We start from the raw sequence: 17,851 nt of genomic DNA on the forward strand, positions 1-17,851 counted from the left end.
AGGCTTCAAAAGTTCAATTCCAAGCGGCCTATGTAATTAACCCCTTAATTGTCTGAAATATACAAAGAAATATAATGAAAAGCAAGAGGTAAGAACCTCAGGAGATGCAATCCTTGTTTGAATTGAAAAGTGATGAATCTTATAAGCTTTTGATAAAAAAGTGTAAGGGCTTATCCAAAATAAGCAGGCACTTTTGTGCCACAATAAACGTGCTACATTTCTAACTACTGATCGCATGAAAACTTCCAAAATTCTGACAATAGGGTATATCACAGAAAATGATATTCCTGTCGGAATGATTGGAATGATTACTGCATCCCCAACTACCCAAACTGCCAATTCTTCTTTTTTTAAAGAGGAAAAAATCGTGATCAAGGAGCTTCCAGTTGACATATATGCTGTCTCTGTCACTCCCTTTCTTCCAATACTGCTTGTAACTCATACAAATGCTCACGCTTCCAACCGGTTAGAAACCTATGTTGGAATCAGTGCACTGTAACTGATCTACTAGTTCCTCAGTCACGAGAAAGGCCGTCATAAACTGACGGCCTTTTATTTTTATTGTTAAGTATTATAGCATTTTTTTTTGACAATCTTTTCATTTTCAGGGCAATGGAATTACATTCTAGTATGCAAAATCTGTGTATATAATTTCATACAACTTCGCAAATATTATAAACAATGACGAGAATAGTGTAATACCACTCCTGATAGCTAACTGTACTTTTGTCGGTATGCTAATGCCCCTCAATTGACAATACTTGAAATACTAACTCACAACTGTTAAAACTAAAAGCTATGAAAAAATTAATTTTCGCATTTGCAATTCTGGTATTGATACTGGAAACCGGATGCAACAATAAGGAACAGGAATTCGCTTCCATGCAATTCAAAAATGACAGCCTGGCTGAAATAAGCGCTTCCAAAGATCAAATGATGATAGAATTTGTAAGTGCTTTTAATGAAATTCAGGCCAATCTTGATTCTATCAAAGTGAAAGAGAAAATTATCGGTAAAGCTTCTGGTACCGGATCTGAAATAAAAGTAAAGATGAAAGATCAGATTAATAGTGATATAAACCTGATATACAAATTACAGGAAGATAGTAAGGCGATGATTGCTTCACTCAGGTCCAAACTGAAGAAATCAGGACTTCAGGTAGCAGAACTCGACAAGATGATTAATAATTTATCAAAGCAGATTGAAGAGAAAGATGTACAAATCGCTTTGCTTAATACTGATCTGTCAAAAGCCAATGTACAGGTTACAGACCTGAAGAGTCAAGTAGTTGATCTTAACTCCAATATAGGTAATCTAAGCGTGCAAAACGAAGAAAAGCAGAAGGTAATTGAAGAAAGGACAACTGAACTTAATACAGCTTATTATATCGTTGGTACGACTGATTACCTGAAAGAAAAGAAAATCGTGTCTAAAGAAGGTGGTTTCATAGGCCTGGGTAAAACCAAGGAACTTACACCTGAAGTAGATAAAGGCAATCTGACAAAGATTGATGTCACTCAATTGGACGCGATTCCAATTATGAAAAGTAAAGCTACTTTACTTACAACTCACCCAAAGAATTCTTACCGTTTGACTGGAAAACATGCCTCAGATAGCTTGATTATTACTGATAAGAAGGAATTCTGGAGCTTGTCGAAGGTGCTTGTGCTCAATGTTAAATAATACAACATATTTATAAGTGTAGACCTGACAGGTTTTTAAACCCTGTCAGGTTTATTTTTTTTGGTGATTGGGCTGCAGGAGGTAAACGATTGAAGATATAATATTTATCTCTGTCAGGCAGGCAGGTAAACGCTAAATGTAGAACCAATACCGGGTTTACCTTCCGCTACAATATAACCATTATGGTTCTCGGCTATTTTTTTGCAGATAGATAGTCCGATACCTGTGCCGACATACTTTGGATCATTCAGCAAGCGGTGGAATAGGATGAAAATTTTTTCTGCGTATTCTTGTTCGAAGCCCAGTCCATTATCGGAAATAGAGATTTTATAATAATGTTTTCGTGAACTCGTGATAAACGGTGGGTACTGGCCTGGACTTAGTTTCTCGCATTCAATTCTGAGAATAGGGGGCACTTCAGGTTTACTGTATTTCAGGGCATTACCAATAAGGTTTACAAATAATTGTTGGATCTGAAAAGATATCACTTTGAGAACAGGCAATTGAAATTTATGAATTATTGCATTCTTTTCTTCGATTTCATGAATGAGTTCCTGGGTTGCATTCTCAAGTAATTGGTTTAAATCCGATTTTTCAAATATCTTTTCTGATTTATTGGTGCGGGAGAATAGCAGCAGGTCGTCGATAAGAATTCGCATTTTGTTGGCGGAGATATCAACCTTGGATAAATACTCTTGTGCCTGTGCAGAAAGTTTCAGCCGCTCCTCAGTATTGATTCGCGAGACAAAGGTTTGAATTTTTCTGAGAGGCTCCTGCAAGTCATGGCTCGCCACCCTGTTAAAGGATTCCAGCTCCCTGATGCTTTGTTCCAGTTCCCTGTTCCGCTCTTCCAGGGCTATATTGCTGAGGTGAAGATTAGTAATGTCCTTCACAATCTCAATATATAGGTTGCTGCGGGTGTCGGAAATAAATTTCCCCAATGATGTGAAATACCTGAGCTCTCCATCCTGGCGGATGATGCGATAAAACCTGGGTTCAGTCTTTTCCGCGATAGATGCATGATTGGCAACCTGTCCCACATTTAACCTGTCATCGGGATGTACATACTGCAAGTAGTTCTCAATAGAGGGTTTAAATGATTGCGGTTCACAACCTAGTAAACGGTAGAGGTTGTCAGAGTAGTTCAACGTTCGGGTCGAAAGGTTCCATTGAGTGACACAAAAGTCACCTATTATCTCTGCTTGCCGAATCGATTCATTGGAAATCAGGAGCTTCTTGTTTGCTTTTCGTAGGATTGTTAAGTCTTTGCTTATCTTGAAGAACGACAATAAAAAGACAATGAGCGAAAAAATGGCAAAAAGAAAAGTAGAAATGGGGGAGAAAATGACCTCTTCATCATACTTTTCCTGGTGGGTATTGAAATAGGAGATTTCCAGGTCTTCCATTTTGTTGACCTGTTTCCTGATTCCATCCATTACTTCCTTACCTGCCAGCATATTGTCATTCATCAGGTCTTTGGTTTCAGTTTTCAGGGCAATGCTTTCCAAAGAAAGGGCCATGTACTTTAATCTGGCATATATCAACTGTAGGAGAACCTCAAGATTGGCTTGCTGCTGCTGGTTTTCGAGAGTAAGTGCTTTCAATTTGATATAAGCCGTATAAACTTCATCCTGAGCCTTTCGATAAGGTTGGAGATAGCTGCTGTTCCTTGTGATGATATAGCCGTAATGCCCGGTCTCAGCATCCTTCAACATTGAGAGGACATGTTCGAGCTGGTATTGCACCTGGTAGGAGTGAACCAGCAGCCTGGTGGATTCATTGAGGGCTTTTGTGTGCTTGTAGGTGATGCTGGAGATGTAAAAAAGCATCAGCATAGAAAGCATGAATAGCACTTTTATATAAACGGAAGTGTTCAGTATCGATTTTAGCTTCATAGCCTTTTACCGGATTAAAGACTTAAAAGATAAGTATCCCGGTTCAATCCGGAAGTTTGATATTGCCAGTTAATTGTGATAACTTGTTCCAGTATTTTAATAAGGGTGTTAAAATTGCTGGGTTTCTTAATGTAAACATTGGCCCCTTTCACAAAAGTTTCTTCAATATCTTCCTCTGAAGCTGATGTAGAATAAATGGCTATGGCCATTTCACCAAGATGATCCATTAGCTTAATTTCCTCAAGGCATTCAAGCCCTGATTTACGGGGCATGTTCAAGTCAAGAAATAAGATGTTTGGGCTCTTACTGGTATATTTCCTTAAATAGGCCATCAATTCAACCCCATCATTGACAGTTTCAACAACGGTTTTTATTTTTATTTCTTTAAAAGCATCCTGGAAGAAGATCCGATCGTCTTCATCGTCGTCAGCCAGCAAAACATGTATAAAGTCTTTTGACATAATTTAAGCCTCTGTTTTATGTGATAAAGAGTATTTAAGAGATAGTAATTGCCTTGTTTTCTCTCTTTTTATTGATGATTCTCTGGAACGCTGAAGGAGTGATCCCTGTTATACTCTTAAACTGGTTGCTGAAATAGGCCACACTACTGTAATTTAACATATAAGCGATTTCTGTGAAAGTATATTCATTGGTACTGATTAACTGCTTGGCTCTTTCAGCCTTTTGAAGGAGTATATAGTTTTCAATTGAAGTGTAAGTGACTTCTGAAAATACCGCCGAAAGATACGCATACCTTTGCTTTAACTTCTCCGACAAGTAATTGGAATTGGAGGTTGGAAGCTTTTCATCCCGATTAACCATCTCAAAGATGGTGTCTTTAATTCTCTGAACAAGGACACTTTTTTGTGTTTCTATTATCTCAATTCCGTATTCACTGAGAGAAGCACTGATTTCACGGATGGTTTCGCCCGATACCGAGTCACCTACTTCCAGCTCATTCATACCTGTTTGGGAAAAATTTATCTGCAATTTTTCCAATTGCTCCTGTATGATTTTTTTAAAAGCAAGGCTGGAATCAAATTTCAGGTACAGCTTCATCGATGATCGCTTTAATAAATTTGTGAGAAATATAACAACTAATGGTAATCTATTACTCCATGAGGCTAAAATAAAAGTACTCAATAAATATGCTCCTTCAGGTGATTTAGTTTTTTACTAGATGATTAAGTTCTGTTAGACATAGAAAATGTCCGTAGTAGGAAGCTACGGACATAGGGGACCTTATCATTCAAAGTAAGATTATGTTGATAAGGGTATATGCAGGGGCAAAAATTGCTTATTAAATGGTAGTAAGTACATGATTGATTTTAGTTAAAGTATTCTTTGATGCTTATGATTTTTATTGAATCTTTTTTAGCCTTAAAAATGAACCGTGGGTTCTTGACTATTGATACTTATTTTTGAGAAGGTTTCAAATAATTGCCCCCTGAATCAAAAACAAGATCCAGACCTTTGATACTCACGACATATTGTGATTTCCCACCTTTCTTTGTGATTTTACTAGCTTTTTTAATAGTGCCATCCTGGTGATTATCGTTGATGTATTTGAGTGTCGTAGTAGGAAGTTGTGTAATGGTCACCTGTTCTTCCCTTAGTTGCTGCTTGCCGGCAGCATTGTAAGTAACAATTCTTTCCAGTTCATTCTCTTTGTAATTAGCTGAATAGGAATCTGCAGTTTGTTTCCATTCAACGTTGTTGATTTTTGGATAACTCCTGCTAAATGCTTTTTGAATGGTAGCAGGTACTTCTGCTTTTACCAAATCCTGGGCATAAGAAGTGGATATAAATCCGACTATTGCCATTATATAAATTAGAGTTTTCATGTTGCTTAGTTTATGAATAATTTCAGACACAAAACTAAAGCCATATACAGTGATAGATGTTACACAATTTCTCCAATTTCTTATATCATTTACTGAGAAAAGACTTATGCACAATCATAGCAGGATTGCGAAGGCAAAGCGGATTAGAACGAATTATAAAGGGATGAGGAACTTCTATTTTATGCAAACCTGCATCGTGTGCTATAGAAAGTTTTCCTCCAAACAGCAAAAACCAGAGATTGTTATTACCCGAGATTTACACCAAATAAATATCCAACCAATGCAGTTAATCCCATGGCAGCTGTTCCCCAAAATGTAATCCTGATGACTGCTTTACTTACACTTGAACCTCCTGTTTTAGCTGCTAGTGCACCCAGGAGAATGAGAAAAATGATAGCGAAAACATAAAGTGAATACTCCATATACTTTAAAGGCAGAAAAAGAGTAACTAAAAGTGGAAGAATTCCGCCCACTGTGAAAGATGCCCCGGATGCTAAAGCTGCCTGTATAGGTTTGGCCTGAGAGATTTCATTAATACCCAATTCATCTCTCATATGTGCACCTAAAGCATCATGATCCGTTAACTCTTTTGCAACTGTCAATGCCGTTTCTTTCTTCAACCCTCGTTTTATATAAATTTCTGCCAGTCGTTCCATTTCCAGTTCAGGCATATCTTCTAATTCCTGATTTTCCCGCTGGATATCTGCCTTTTCAACATCTGTTTGGGAACTAACAGATACATATTCTCCGGCAGCCATTGATAGTGCCCCGGCAACCAGTCCGGCAACTGTTGCCAGAACAACCGGTTCTCTAAATTCACTTGCAGCCGCAATTCCAATGGCAAGACTGGCTGTTGACAGGATGCCATCATTTGCCCCAAGGACTGTCGCCCTAAGCCAATTACTACGCTGCACGTAATGAGGCGCCATGTAATCCTCTGTACTTTTTGTCATATTCAGTGATTCTTTACTGTATTTCTTTTGTAAACAAAAACACGCCTCCACCTTGCTTCAACGTCATCTCATTGATCTCCGGATCAAATTCCATGATTATTCCTGCAGGGTCAAATTTGAATTTGTCTTTTTCGAATATTTCGAGGGGAAAGGAAGATTGTCCAGTTGCTTGTGCAATAAGTACTGTGTTTTCTTTTGTAATGCTAATCTTCAGAGGTAGTTGAGCAGATGAATATACACCCAGGTATTTATCCAGATCAGTTGATGATAAAGTGAGTCCGGGGTTTGTGGCAAATGTTGGGATGTTATATTCCTTATTGAACACAATACTTAACACACCAATGAGAATATCATTCAATGGATAGGATTGTCCGTTGGTACAGTAAGATATAGCAATACTATCTTCTGGAAAGTAACCTAACATTGAAGCAAAGGCATCTATACTTCCATTATGACCCAGGGCTTTTTTTGTATAAAAGGGAATTTGAAACATCCCCATTCCATAACCATCATGAATGGTTTTCATCTGATTTAAACTACTTTGAGAAATTAACTTTAAAGAAAATAATGCTTCAATAAAACTGGTTAAATCAGTTGGTGTAGAAACTATCGAGCCTGCACCACCGGGAATGCTCATATCGGTTTCAGGTGCTTGAATCCATTGGCTTAAGAGCTGATAGGAATAACTTTCATTATGATTGATATTAGTTTTATTTCCAATATATGTACTTGAAAGTCCAACTTTGGAAGTGATTCTTTCCTCCAGGCTTTTTGAGTATGGTTGATGATCCACTTTTTCAATGATATAGCCTAAAACGACATAATTGGTATTGCTATAGTCTGCTTTTTCATCAGGCTCAAAATCAACTTTGTCCTGAGAAAATATAGCCAGCATTTCTTCCTGTGTTTTTGGCTGTGTCATCCAGTTCAAATACTCTTTGTCATTTGTGAAATTATGCCAGCCACTCCTATGGTTTAGCAGGTTCGAAATTGTAACAGCACTGGCATTAGGAAGGTTTGGAAAATAAGTGTCAATGGTTGTTGTGAGATTAAGTTTTCCTTCTTCAATGAGCTGAAAAATCATAACAGAGGTGAACATCTTCGTAATTGAACCTATCCTGTATTTTGTGTGAATGGTTGAAGGTTTTCTTTCATTCCCGGCCAGCGCACAAAAGCCAATTGCCCTGCTGTATAAAACTTCTCCTTTTTTCGAAATCGTCAGACTGCCCATAGCTTTTTCTTTTTCTGCAAGAATGTTGAAAAGGCTATCCAATTTAGACTTGTTTATATTTTGAGAATATAAAGTCCCGAGAGCAATTCCGAAGAACAGGAAAGCTGTAAAGATTATCTTTTTCATTTGATGTTTTTTTTTGCTTTTAAAATGATTTCAATTATTCTAAAGGTAGTCATTCAATTAAATCATAAGGATTTGAATAAAATTTCAGAAATTGATTACATCCTTTACACTGTTTCCATTATCATTTTGGATAGTCTTAATGTCCTACTCTTCAGTAGTAAAAGTAATGGTTATTCCGTATGTATTTTGTTCAATAATTCTATGTTATTCGCGGTAAGAATGATAAAGAAGCCGCTTGCCGAAGGTAGAAATCTTATGAAGAGATTGGTAGGGACGGAAACATGAGGTGGACTGACTCTCGTTTTGCAGGATTTTAAATGTAGAGTAGTTAACAGAATAGAGAGTCCTTACTTACTGGTTTCTTGGTGTTTAATTGATTGATAAATAAAACAACCTGGTGGCTTTTATAATGGAATATCTAAGATAAGTTGGATGGAGTAAAACCTGTAGATATCCGATGGGCTTTATGGTTGGAAAATTCGAATAGGTTGCTGATGCTGCTTTTACGACAGGAAAAAAAGATGTTCTGTTTCTTAAGGAAACATTGTAAGCCAATGTTTAGCAGCATCCTTCGTGCTGAACACTTTCAGAGAATAATTGGGATGCTTAATCATCATACTTGCCAGTATTGTATAAGCTGTGTTGGTGGGATCAGAGTGAACCACAGCATGCCTGATAGATGAATATTTCTTTACCACTTTATCCAGCCGCTCAGTAATTATTTCAATGTCTGAGACTTTAAACACTGCTTTTGAAGAGGTTGCATCTTCCAGGACTTTCAGATCTCTCGGCAAATCCTCGGCTTGTTCCAGGTAAGAAACTCCGTTTAACATGTTTTCAAGGTCAATATCCCCTATGGTTGTTACATAAAGTATATTGTTAATAGTATCCATTTTTTTTGTACCATACATGAAATATGATGTTATGAAATTGATATTCTTACCAGGAAGCATTATAAAGATAATGCATTTTTTGGCAGAAGTCAATGGATTCCAACAATTTCTTCTATGTCCTTGTTTTGTCTATATTATTCTGCCTGGAAATTTTTTAATGATTACTTGAAGTTGATCGACAGATTGTAAGGACATTAAGTTTGCAATTGGTGATGTTTGGTAAGGGTTATAATAGTCAGAATATATTGGGTATTAGTGCAGCACTTTCAAATTATTATAAAAAATGAGCCCACTCTCTTAAACATTTTTGGCACATGTTAACCCACCTCCAACTTCGCTCTTTAATATGGGTTTTAGATGTTAACAATTTGAATATGAATTGTTAAGTGAGTTTTCACGCATTGTTAGTTGTTTATAAATGAAATTTTCTGCAGCTTAGAATCTGATAAGTTAGGGTAACTTAGAAAGTAATTATTGTCACGCAAGTTTTTTGGGTATTTTTTTATTTTTTTAGGCTCTATAAGTATCATATAATCAGATAGATAAAAAATATTTTTAATTCTGATAAAACCTATTTGAGGTAGGGCTATAAACAAATGTCTTAGCATTTTTTCTCGCGGCTGGGGCAAGCCTGCTTCTTTACTTGGCAACTCACTCTACTAGAAGACTACTAATCGACTGAAACTCTATCATGAAGACTAGGCCTACTCACACTACTAAAGACTGCATTTCTGTTAAGCAAACACACAATCTTGAACTCCCTGAAACAGGAGTTGCAGTAAAGAAAACACCCCAAAAATACAGCTTTACCTTTTTGCTTGTTGTTGCCATTCAACTCATCCTTCTGAATGGAAATGTTTCAGCAGCCAAGTACTATATTTCGCCGACAGGTAATGATAACAATACCGGCACGATCACCTCTCCCTTCTTTAATCTGAATAAAGCCTGGACAAAGGTTTCAGCCGGTGACACCATTTACGCAAGGGGAGGAGTGTACAATTATACTGTAGTTCAAAGGATTCAGAACAAAAGTGGCACAGCCGCCAATCCTATTAAAGTATGGGCATATCCTGGAGAACGTCCGGTTTTCAATTTTGGGACAGCAGGATTTACAGGAACAACTATTGCATTCGCAACCGGATGGTCCAGCTATCTTCATGTCAGGGGTCTCCGTATCACTAATGTGCCTCAGGTGGTCGATGCAAATATCGGCTTCATGCTTGCTTCAAGTACTAATAATTGCACGATAGAGTATTGTGAGATTGACCATATCGGTGGATATGGATTGACCATTTCAAGCAACTGTGATAATAACCTCATCCTTAATTGCGACAGCCATCATAATGAAGACCCTTTATCGAGTATTCCTTATGATGGATCCAATGGATTCGGGATGACTAATAATACAACTTCTGACAATAATATTTTTCGGAATTGCCGTTCCTGGTTCAATAGTGATGATGGATTTGATTTCTTTGGTTCAAACACTTACGTGGAGTTGGATAATTGCTGGTCATTTCTGAACGGATATTCACCTGTTAACATGACTCACACCGGAAATGGGAGTGGTTTCAAATTAGGCCCGAATACTAATGGTGTTCTTACTACTCACCTCCGTAAACTTACCAACTGTTTATCATTTGATAATTATCTCTGCGGTTTCGACGAGAATTTCAATAGCAACGGATTAAACCACTTCCCAAGCACTTTATACAATTGCACTGCATTCAGAAATGGAGACTGCGGCTTCTATTATCAAAAGTTTGCCGACATCCACATCCTGAAAAATAACCTTGCTTATCTGAATGGTACAAATTACCTGATTAATGCAGCATCTATCCAGACTAACAATAGCTGGAATCCGGGTGTCACAGTGAGTGCCGCCGATTTCATCAGTCTGGATACTGCCGGGATGTCAGGTGCCCGTCAATCTAATGGGAACCTTCCTTCTTTGAATTTTCTGCATCTTGCTTCCACTTCTGATCTTATTAATGCTGGAGTTAATGTAGGTTTACCTTTCAATGGAAGTGCTCCGGATATTGGATGCTTCGAATATCTAATTACAGGAAACCAATATCCTGTAATTGCGCCTCAAACTTTCTCTATTGCTGAGAATTCAGTAAATGGTACCCTCGTTGGTACCGTTGTGGCTTCTGATCCGGATGCCGGACAAACACTTACCTATTCCATTTTTTCGGGGAATACCAATACGGCTTTTGCTATTAATGCATCCACAGGAGCCTTAACAGTCGCTAATTCTGCTGCTCTGAATTTTGAAACAATTCCTTCTTTTGCATTGATTGTTAAAGTGCAGGATAACGGAAGCGGAAGCCTTAGTTCACAGGCTACAATCACTGTTAATCTGACAAATCAGAATGAAGCACCCAATATTGCCCCTCAAACCTTTTCTATTAATGAAAATTCTGCCAATGGTGCTACTGTTGGCACAGTGGTAGCGTCTGACCCAGATGCAGGCCAGGTGCTTACCTATTCAATCCTTTCAGGGAATACAAGTGGAGCTTTCACTATTAATGCTTCAACAGGTGTGCTTTATGTAGCCAACACAACAGTCCTCAATTTCGAATCAATTCCTTCATTTGCCCTGGTGATTAAAGTTCAGGATAATGGTGCCGGAAACCTGAATAACCAGGCAACGATGACTGTGAACCTTGTTAATGTCAATGAAGTGCCTGTTATAGCCAATCAATCATTCTCTATCAATGAGAATTCTGTCAACGGAACTGCTGTTGGCACAGTGGTAGCCACCGACCCTGATGCAGGTCAGACACTCACTTATACTATTCTCTCAGGAAATACTTCCGGTGCATTTGCAATAAATGCATCAACAGGAGCATTGACTGTTGCCAATTCCACAGCCCTGAATTTTGAAAGTACTCCGGCATTTTCCCTGGTGGTTAAAGCACAGGATAATGGAACAGGGAGTCTGAGTTCCCAGGCCACGGTTACTGTCACAGTGTTAAATGTGAATGAAGTGCCGGCTATCTCTAATCAAACTTTCTCTATTAATGAGAATTCAGCAAATGGAACCAGTGTTGGTACTGTGGTGGCAACCGATCCTGATGCCGGGCAAACGCTAACGTATTCCATTCTATCAGGCAATACCTCCGGGGCCTTTGCTATTAATACTTCCACCGGGGCTCTGACTGTGGCCAGTTCAGTTGCGCTTAACTTTGAATCAATCCCTTCCTTTTCCCTGGTTATAAAAGTTCAGGACAATGGTACCGGGAGTTTGAGCTCCCAGGCAACTATTACAGTAAACCTTCTGAATGTCAATGAAGCACCTGTTATAGCGAATCAGGCTTTTTCCGTAGCCGAGAATTCTGCTAATGGCACAGGCGTTGGTACAGTGGTTGCTTCTGATCCTGATGCCGGACAAACCTTAACATTTTCAATCTTATCGGGGAATACATCGGGTGCCTTTGCTATCAATGCCTCCACTGCCGCAATTACAGTTGCCAACTCTGCAGTACTGAATTTCGAATCTACACCCGCTTTTATACTTGTGGTCAAAGCACAGGATAATGGGACAGGTACTTTGAGCAATCAGGCAAATATCACAATCACACTGACTGATGCCAATGATTCTCCTGTCATAAACAATCAAACCTTTACTTTGGCTGAGAATTCAATAAATACAACCAATGTAGGTACTGTTGTTGCTTCAGATCCAGATGCAGGCCAGGTTCTGGCATATTCTATCCTTTCAGGGAATACGTTAGGAGCATTCACAATCAATGGCTCCACCGGAGCACTGACAGTTGCCAATTCAGCTGCTTTAAACTTTGAAACTACTCCATCCTTTTCTTTGATAATTAAAGTTCAGGATAATGGTGCCGGAAGTTTAAGTGCCCAGGCAACTATCACTGTTAATTTGACCAATGTAAATGAAGTGCCCGCCATTGGAAACCAGACATTTTCAATTGCTGAAAACGCTGCCAACGGGACAAATGTTGGAACTGTTGCAGCTTCAGACCCTGATGCCGGACAAACACTAACATATTCAATACTTTCAGGAAATACCTCGGGTGCTTTCGCTATTAATTCTACTAATGGTGCATTAACTGTTGCTAATTCCACTGCACTCAATTTTGAATCCACACCTTCATTTTCATTAGTTGTTAAAGTTCAGGATAATGGATCCGGTACTTTGAGTAATCAAGCTACTGTTACCGTCAATCTGACTGATACCAATGATTCACCGGTAATTATTAATCAAAGTTTCTCAATTGCCGAGAACTCTGCCAATGGAACTTCTGTTGGAGTAGTTATAGCATCAGACCCTGATGCCGGACAAACTCTTACGTATTCAATCCTTTCAGGAAACACTTCTGGTGCATTTGCCATTAATTCAGCAAGTGGTTCACTTACAGTTGCCAACAGCCCGGCATTAGATTTTGAATCCACTCCATCATTTGCTTTGGTGGTGAAAGTTCAGGATAATGGCACTGGTACATTGAGCAGCCAGGCAACGGTTACAGTTAATCTGACCAATGGCAATGATGCCCCTGTCATCGCAAACCAAACCTTCTCAATAGCTGAAAATTCTGCCAATGGTACAAATGTGGGCACTGTTATCGCTACAGATCCTGATGCCGGCCAAACCTTAACATATTCAATCTTATCTGGAAATACTGATGATGCATTTACAATCAATAGTACTTCAGGTCTTTTAACAGTTGCTAATGTAACTGCCTTAAACTTTGAAACCACACCTACATTTGCTTTAGTTGTTAAGGTTCAAGATAATGGTACCGGAAGTTTAAGCGCCCAGGCAACTATCACTGTAAATCTGACCAATGTAAATGAAGTTCCCTCTATTGGAAACCAGACATTTTCAATTGCCGAAAACTCTGCCAATGGAACAAATGTTGGAACCGTTGCAGCTTCGGATCCTGATGCCGGTCAGACACTTGCTTATTCCATTCTTTCAGGCAATACATCAGGTGCATTTGCAATTAGCACTACTACTGGTGCCCTAACAGTTGCTAATTCAACTGCACTGAACTATGAAACAACTCCCATTTTCTCATTGATAGTGAACGTACAGGATAATGGTACCGTCAGTCTGAGCAGCCAGGCAACCATAACAGTTAATCTGACCAATGGCAATGATGCCCCTGTCATCGCAAACCAAACCTTCTCAATTGCTGAAAATTCTGCTAACGGCACAAATGTGGGTACTGTCGTCGCTGCAGATCCTGATGCCGGCCAAACCTTAACATATTCTATCTTATCAGGAAATACTGCTGGTGCATTTACGATCAATAGTACTTCAGGTATTTTAACAGTTGCTAATGGAACTGCCTTAAATTTTGAAACCACACCTTCATTTGCTTTAGTGGTTATTGTCCAGGATAATGGTACCGGAAGTTTAAGCGCCCAGGCAACTATCACTGTAAATCTGACCAATGTAAATGAAGTTCCCGCTATTGGAAACCAGACATTTTCAATTGCTGAAAACTCTGCCAATGGAACAAATGTTGGAACCGTTGCAGCTTCGGACCCGGATGCCGGTCAGACACTTGCCTATTCCATTCTTTCAGGCAATACATCAGGTGCATTTGCAATTAGCACTACTACCGGTGCCTTAACAGTTGCTAATTCAACTGCACTGAACTATGAAACAACTCCCATTTTCTCATTGATAGTGAACGTACAGGATAATGGTACCGTCAGTCTGAGCAGCCAGGCAACGGTTACAGTTAATCTGACCAATGGCAATGATACCCCTGTCATTGCAAACCAGACGTTCTCAATTGCTGAAAATTCTGCTAATGGCACAAATGTGGGTACTGTCGTCGCAACAGATCCTGATGCCGGCCAAACCTTAACATATTCGATCTTATCAGGAAATACTGCTGGTGCATTTACGATCAATAGTACTTCAGGTATTTTAACAGTTGCTAATGGAACTGCCTTAAACTTTGAAACCACACCTTCATTTGCTTTAGTGGTTAAGGTTCAGGATAATGGTACCGGAAGTTTAAGTGCCCAGGCAACTATCACTGTAAATCTGACCAATGTAAATGAAGTTCCCTCTATTGGAAACCAGACATTTTCAATTGCTGAAAACTCTGCCAATGGAACAAATGTTGGAACCGTTGCAGCTTCGGACCCTGATGCCGGTCAAACACTTGCCTATTCCATTCTTTCAGGTAATACTTCAGGTGCATTTGCAATCAGCACTACCACTGGTGCCCTAACAGTAGCTAATTCTCCAGCTCTGAATTTTGAATCAAACCCATCTTTCTCGTTGGTTGTCAAAGTACAGGACAATGGAAGCGGAACCCTAAGTGCACAAGCTACCATTACTGTAAACTTATCGAATATTAATGAAGTACCTGTTATCAATAACCAGGCTTTCTCGATAATCGAGAACTCAGCCAATGGTACTAATGTTGGGACTGTGCTTGCCAGTGATCCGGATGCCGGACAAACTCTTTCCTATAGCATCCTGTCAGGTAATACTTCCAGTGCATTCAATATCAATTCAATTACAGGGGTAATTACAGTTGCTAATTCATCTGCTTTGAATTTTGAAACTACTCCATCCTATTCACTTGTTATCAAAGTACAGGATAATGGTGCCGGCCTATTGAACAGTCAGGCTGTTATTACCATCAACCTTACCGATGCAAATGATTTACCGGTTATTTCAAACCAAGCTTTTTCGATTGCTGAGAATTCATCAAACGGCTCCATTGTCGGAAACATTATTGCAACGGATCCTGATGCCGGTCAAAGCCTAACCTTTTCAATATTATCAGGAAATACTTCTTCAGCTTTTTCCATCAATACATCAACCGGTCAACTAACTGTTGCCAACTCATCGGTTTTAAATTTTGAAGCCATTCCTTCATTCTCTCTCCTTGTAAAGGTGCAGGACAATGGAACCGTTAGTCTTAGCTCACAAGCTATCATTACGGTTAATCTGAGTAATGTCAATGAATCCCCGCTTATCAGCAATCAATCGTTCACAATCAGTGAATCTGCTGCAAATACTTCAAATGTAGGCACAGTTGTAGCAACTGATCCCGATGCCGGACAATTATTAACTTATGCAATTCTGTCAGGAAACGCTTCCGGTGCATTTGCCATCAATATCTCAACAGGCCAGGTAACGGTTGCAAATAGTTCAGTTCTGGATTTTGAATCCACTCCCGTTTATTCCCTGATTGTTAAAGTAGAGGATAATGGCACTGTTGCACTAAGTAACCAGGCAACCATTACAATTTCACTTACTGATGCCAATGAGGCTCCTTTTATTGCTAATCAATCATTTAGCATAAGCGAAAATTCTGCTAACGGAACAATCATCGGAACTGTCAGCGCTTCTGACCCGGATGCAGGGCAAACACTTACTTATACTATCCTTTCAGGAAATACTGCCGGTGCTTTTACTATTAATGCAGCATCAGGTGAATTGAGTGTCGCTAATACCACTGCTCTTAATTTTGAGCAGGTACCGGTATATAGCGTAGTTGTTAAAGTTCAGGATAATGGTACTGTCAGTTTGAGTAACCAGGCTGCCATTACTATCCAGGTACTCGATATTAACGAAACTCCTTTGATCTCAAACCAGTCTTTTACTTTGAGTGAAAATGCATCAAATGGATACCCGGTTGGGACGGTTCTGGCAACAGACCCGGATGCAGGTCAAAGCCTGATGTATTCAATTTTGTCTGGCAATACTGATGGTGCATTCAGCATCAACGCTCTGTCAGGCACTATTTTAGTTGCGGATTCATCTGTTCTGAGTTTTGAAAACACTTCTTCTTATTCACTGATTATTAGAGTAGATGATAATGGAACTGTTTCCCTGAATAACCAGGCTACTATTACCATATCTATGACAGATGCGAATGAGGCCCCTGAAATCTCAAATCAAAGCTTTACCCTGTCAGAAAATTCTGCCAATGGAACAACAATAGGAACAATAATTGCCAATGACCCCGATGCCGGACAAACGCTCTCATATTTTATTTTATCAGGGAATACCTCAGGAGCATTTACTCTCAACCCTGTAACCGGGCAATTAACGGTTCTCAATTCGGCAGTTCTGAATTTTGAAGCTACTTCCTCATTCTCTTTATTGATTGAGGTTGAAGATAATGGCAGCGTATCCCTGAGCAGCCAGGCCACCATCACCATTTCGCTCACCGATGTAAATGAATCCCCGAATATCAGTAATCAGTCCTTTAGCATTGCTGAGAATTCGATGAATGGAACCTCAGTAGGAGTAGTTGCCGCCTCCGATCCGGATGCAGGTCAGACATTAGCTTATTCTATCCTGTCGGGAAATACATCGGGTGCTTTTGCCGTCAATACTACCACAGGTGCAATCACAGTAGCCAATTCGGCTGCCATGAACTACGAAATAAACCCTGTTTTCAACCTGAGTATTCAGGTACATGATAACGGCATCGGCAGCCTTAGCAGCCAGGCAGTAATTACGATCAACCTTGTGAATGCCAATGAAGCCCCAGTAATTAGTAATCAGTCATTCAGTATCGCAGAGAACTCAACCAACGGGACCACTGTGGGAACAGTATCAGCTACAGATCCTGATGCCGGTCAAACCCTAACCTACAGCATTCAATCTGGAAATTCATCCTCTGCATTTGCACTTAATACAACCAGTGGCTTACTAACAGTATCCAACAGTGCTGCACTTGATTTTGAAACGACTCCTGTTTATTTGCTAATCGTAAAGGTGCAGGATAATGGAACAGGAAGCTTAAGCAGTAATGCAACAGTAACAGTAACGCTGCAAAATGTCAATGATCAACCCCAGGTTAATGACCAGGTATTTGCAGTAGCAGAAAATGCAGCCAATGGGACGAATGTTGGAATTGTCACAGCTACAGATCCTGATGCCGGTCAGCAACTTAGCTATAGCATTCTTTCGGGTAACACTGATGGTGCCTTTACAATTAATACAACCACGGGAGCCCTGACTGTAGCCAATACATCAGCTCTTGACTTTGAGATCAATCCAGCGTTCATCCTGTCAGTAAATGTACAGGATAATGGAACCGGCACTTTATCTGACCAGGCAGATATTACTATCAATATTGTGAATGGGAATGAGCCCCGGTCATCCAACCACAGGCATTCTCAACACTGGAACACCAGGTAGTCGGAACCATTGTAAGTACAGTAACCGCTTCAGATCCGGATCCTGGTCAGTCAGTAACTTTCGCTA

General features: G+C 39.5%; 10 protein-coding genes. 3 read left to right on the forward strand and 7 right to left on the reverse strand.

Annotated elements, in window-relative coordinates; translation table 11 throughout:
• Nucleotides 1-235 precede the first annotated feature (235 nt).
• Nucleotides 236-499, forward strand: coding sequence for a hypothetical protein (locus IPH84_05540; protein MBK7172688.1), 264 nt, complete (start codon nucleotides 236-238; stop codon nucleotides 497-499).
• 299 nt (nucleotides 500-798) lie between these two features.
• Nucleotides 799-1,683: a hypothetical protein gene (locus tag IPH84_05545; protein ID MBK7172689.1), complete on the forward strand. Its 885-nt coding sequence runs from the start codon at nucleotides 799-801 to the stop codon at nucleotides 1,681-1,683.
• 113 nt (nucleotides 1,684-1,796) lie between these two features.
• Here IPH84_05545 and IPH84_05550 read toward each other — a convergent pair whose 3' ends face one another.
• The 7 genes from IPH84_05550 to IPH84_05580 all read right to left on the reverse strand — a co-directional run bounded on the left by IPH84_05550 (nucleotide 1,797) and on the right by IPH84_05580 (nucleotide 8,625).
• Nucleotides 1,797-3,578 carry a CHASE3 domain-containing protein gene (locus IPH84_05550; protein ID MBK7172690.1) on the reverse strand — a complete coding sequence of 594 codons (1,782 nt, stop codon included), beginning with the start codon at nucleotides 3,576-3,578 and terminating at the stop codon, nucleotides 1,797-1,799.
• A gap of 14 nt (nucleotides 3,579-3,592) precedes the next feature.
• Entirely contained in the window at nucleotides 3,593-4,039 is a 447-nt protein-coding gene (locus tag IPH84_05555; protein ID MBK7172691.1) for a response regulator, read from the reverse strand.
• A 34-nt stretch (nucleotides 4,040-4,073) separates the two neighbouring features.
• Nucleotides 4,074-4,637, reverse strand: a complete 564-nt coding sequence (locus tag IPH84_05560) for a helix-turn-helix transcriptional regulator (protein ID MBK7172692.1) — start codon at nucleotides 4,635-4,637, stop codon at nucleotides 4,074-4,076.
• A gap of 356 nt (nucleotides 4,638-4,993) precedes the next feature.
• Nucleotides 4,994-5,422 (reverse strand): hypothetical protein, encoded by a 429-nt coding sequence (locus IPH84_05565; protein MBK7172693.1) that lies wholly within the window; start codon nucleotides 5,420-5,422, stop codon nucleotides 4,994-4,996.
• A gap of 245 nt (nucleotides 5,423-5,667) precedes the next feature.
• The gene (locus IPH84_05570; GenBank protein MBK7172694.1) at nucleotides 5,668-6,375 is read right to left on the reverse strand and encodes a VIT family protein; all 708 of its coding nucleotides are present in this window, start codon (nucleotides 6,373-6,375) and stop codon (nucleotides 5,668-5,670) included.
• Between the two features lie 13 nt (nucleotides 6,376-6,388).
• A complete protein-coding gene (locus IPH84_05575; GenBank protein MBK7172695.1) occupies nucleotides 6,389-7,732 on the reverse strand; it encodes a beta-lactamase family protein in 1,344 nt (447 codons plus the stop codon).
• Nucleotides 7,733-8,265: 533 nt separating this feature from the next.
• The gene (locus tag IPH84_05580) at nucleotides 8,266-8,625 is read right to left on the reverse strand and encodes a hypothetical protein (GenBank protein MBK7172696.1); all 360 of its coding nucleotides are present in this window, start codon (nucleotides 8,623-8,625) and stop codon (nucleotides 8,266-8,268) included.
• A 691-nt stretch (nucleotides 8,626-9,316) separates the two neighbouring features.
• On the opposite strand from IPH84_05580, the gene IPH84_05585 reads away from it, so the two are divergent.
• Entirely contained in the window at nucleotides 9,317-17,785 is an 8,469-nt protein-coding gene (locus IPH84_05585; protein ID MBK7172697.1) for a cadherin domain-containing protein, read from the forward strand.
• The last annotated feature ends 66 nt before the right edge of the window (nucleotides 17,786-17,851 follow it).

Source organism: Bacteroidales bacterium (assembly GCA_016707785.1).
Lineage (GTDB): Bacteria > Bacteroidota > Bacteroidia > Bacteroidales > UBA4417 > UBA4417.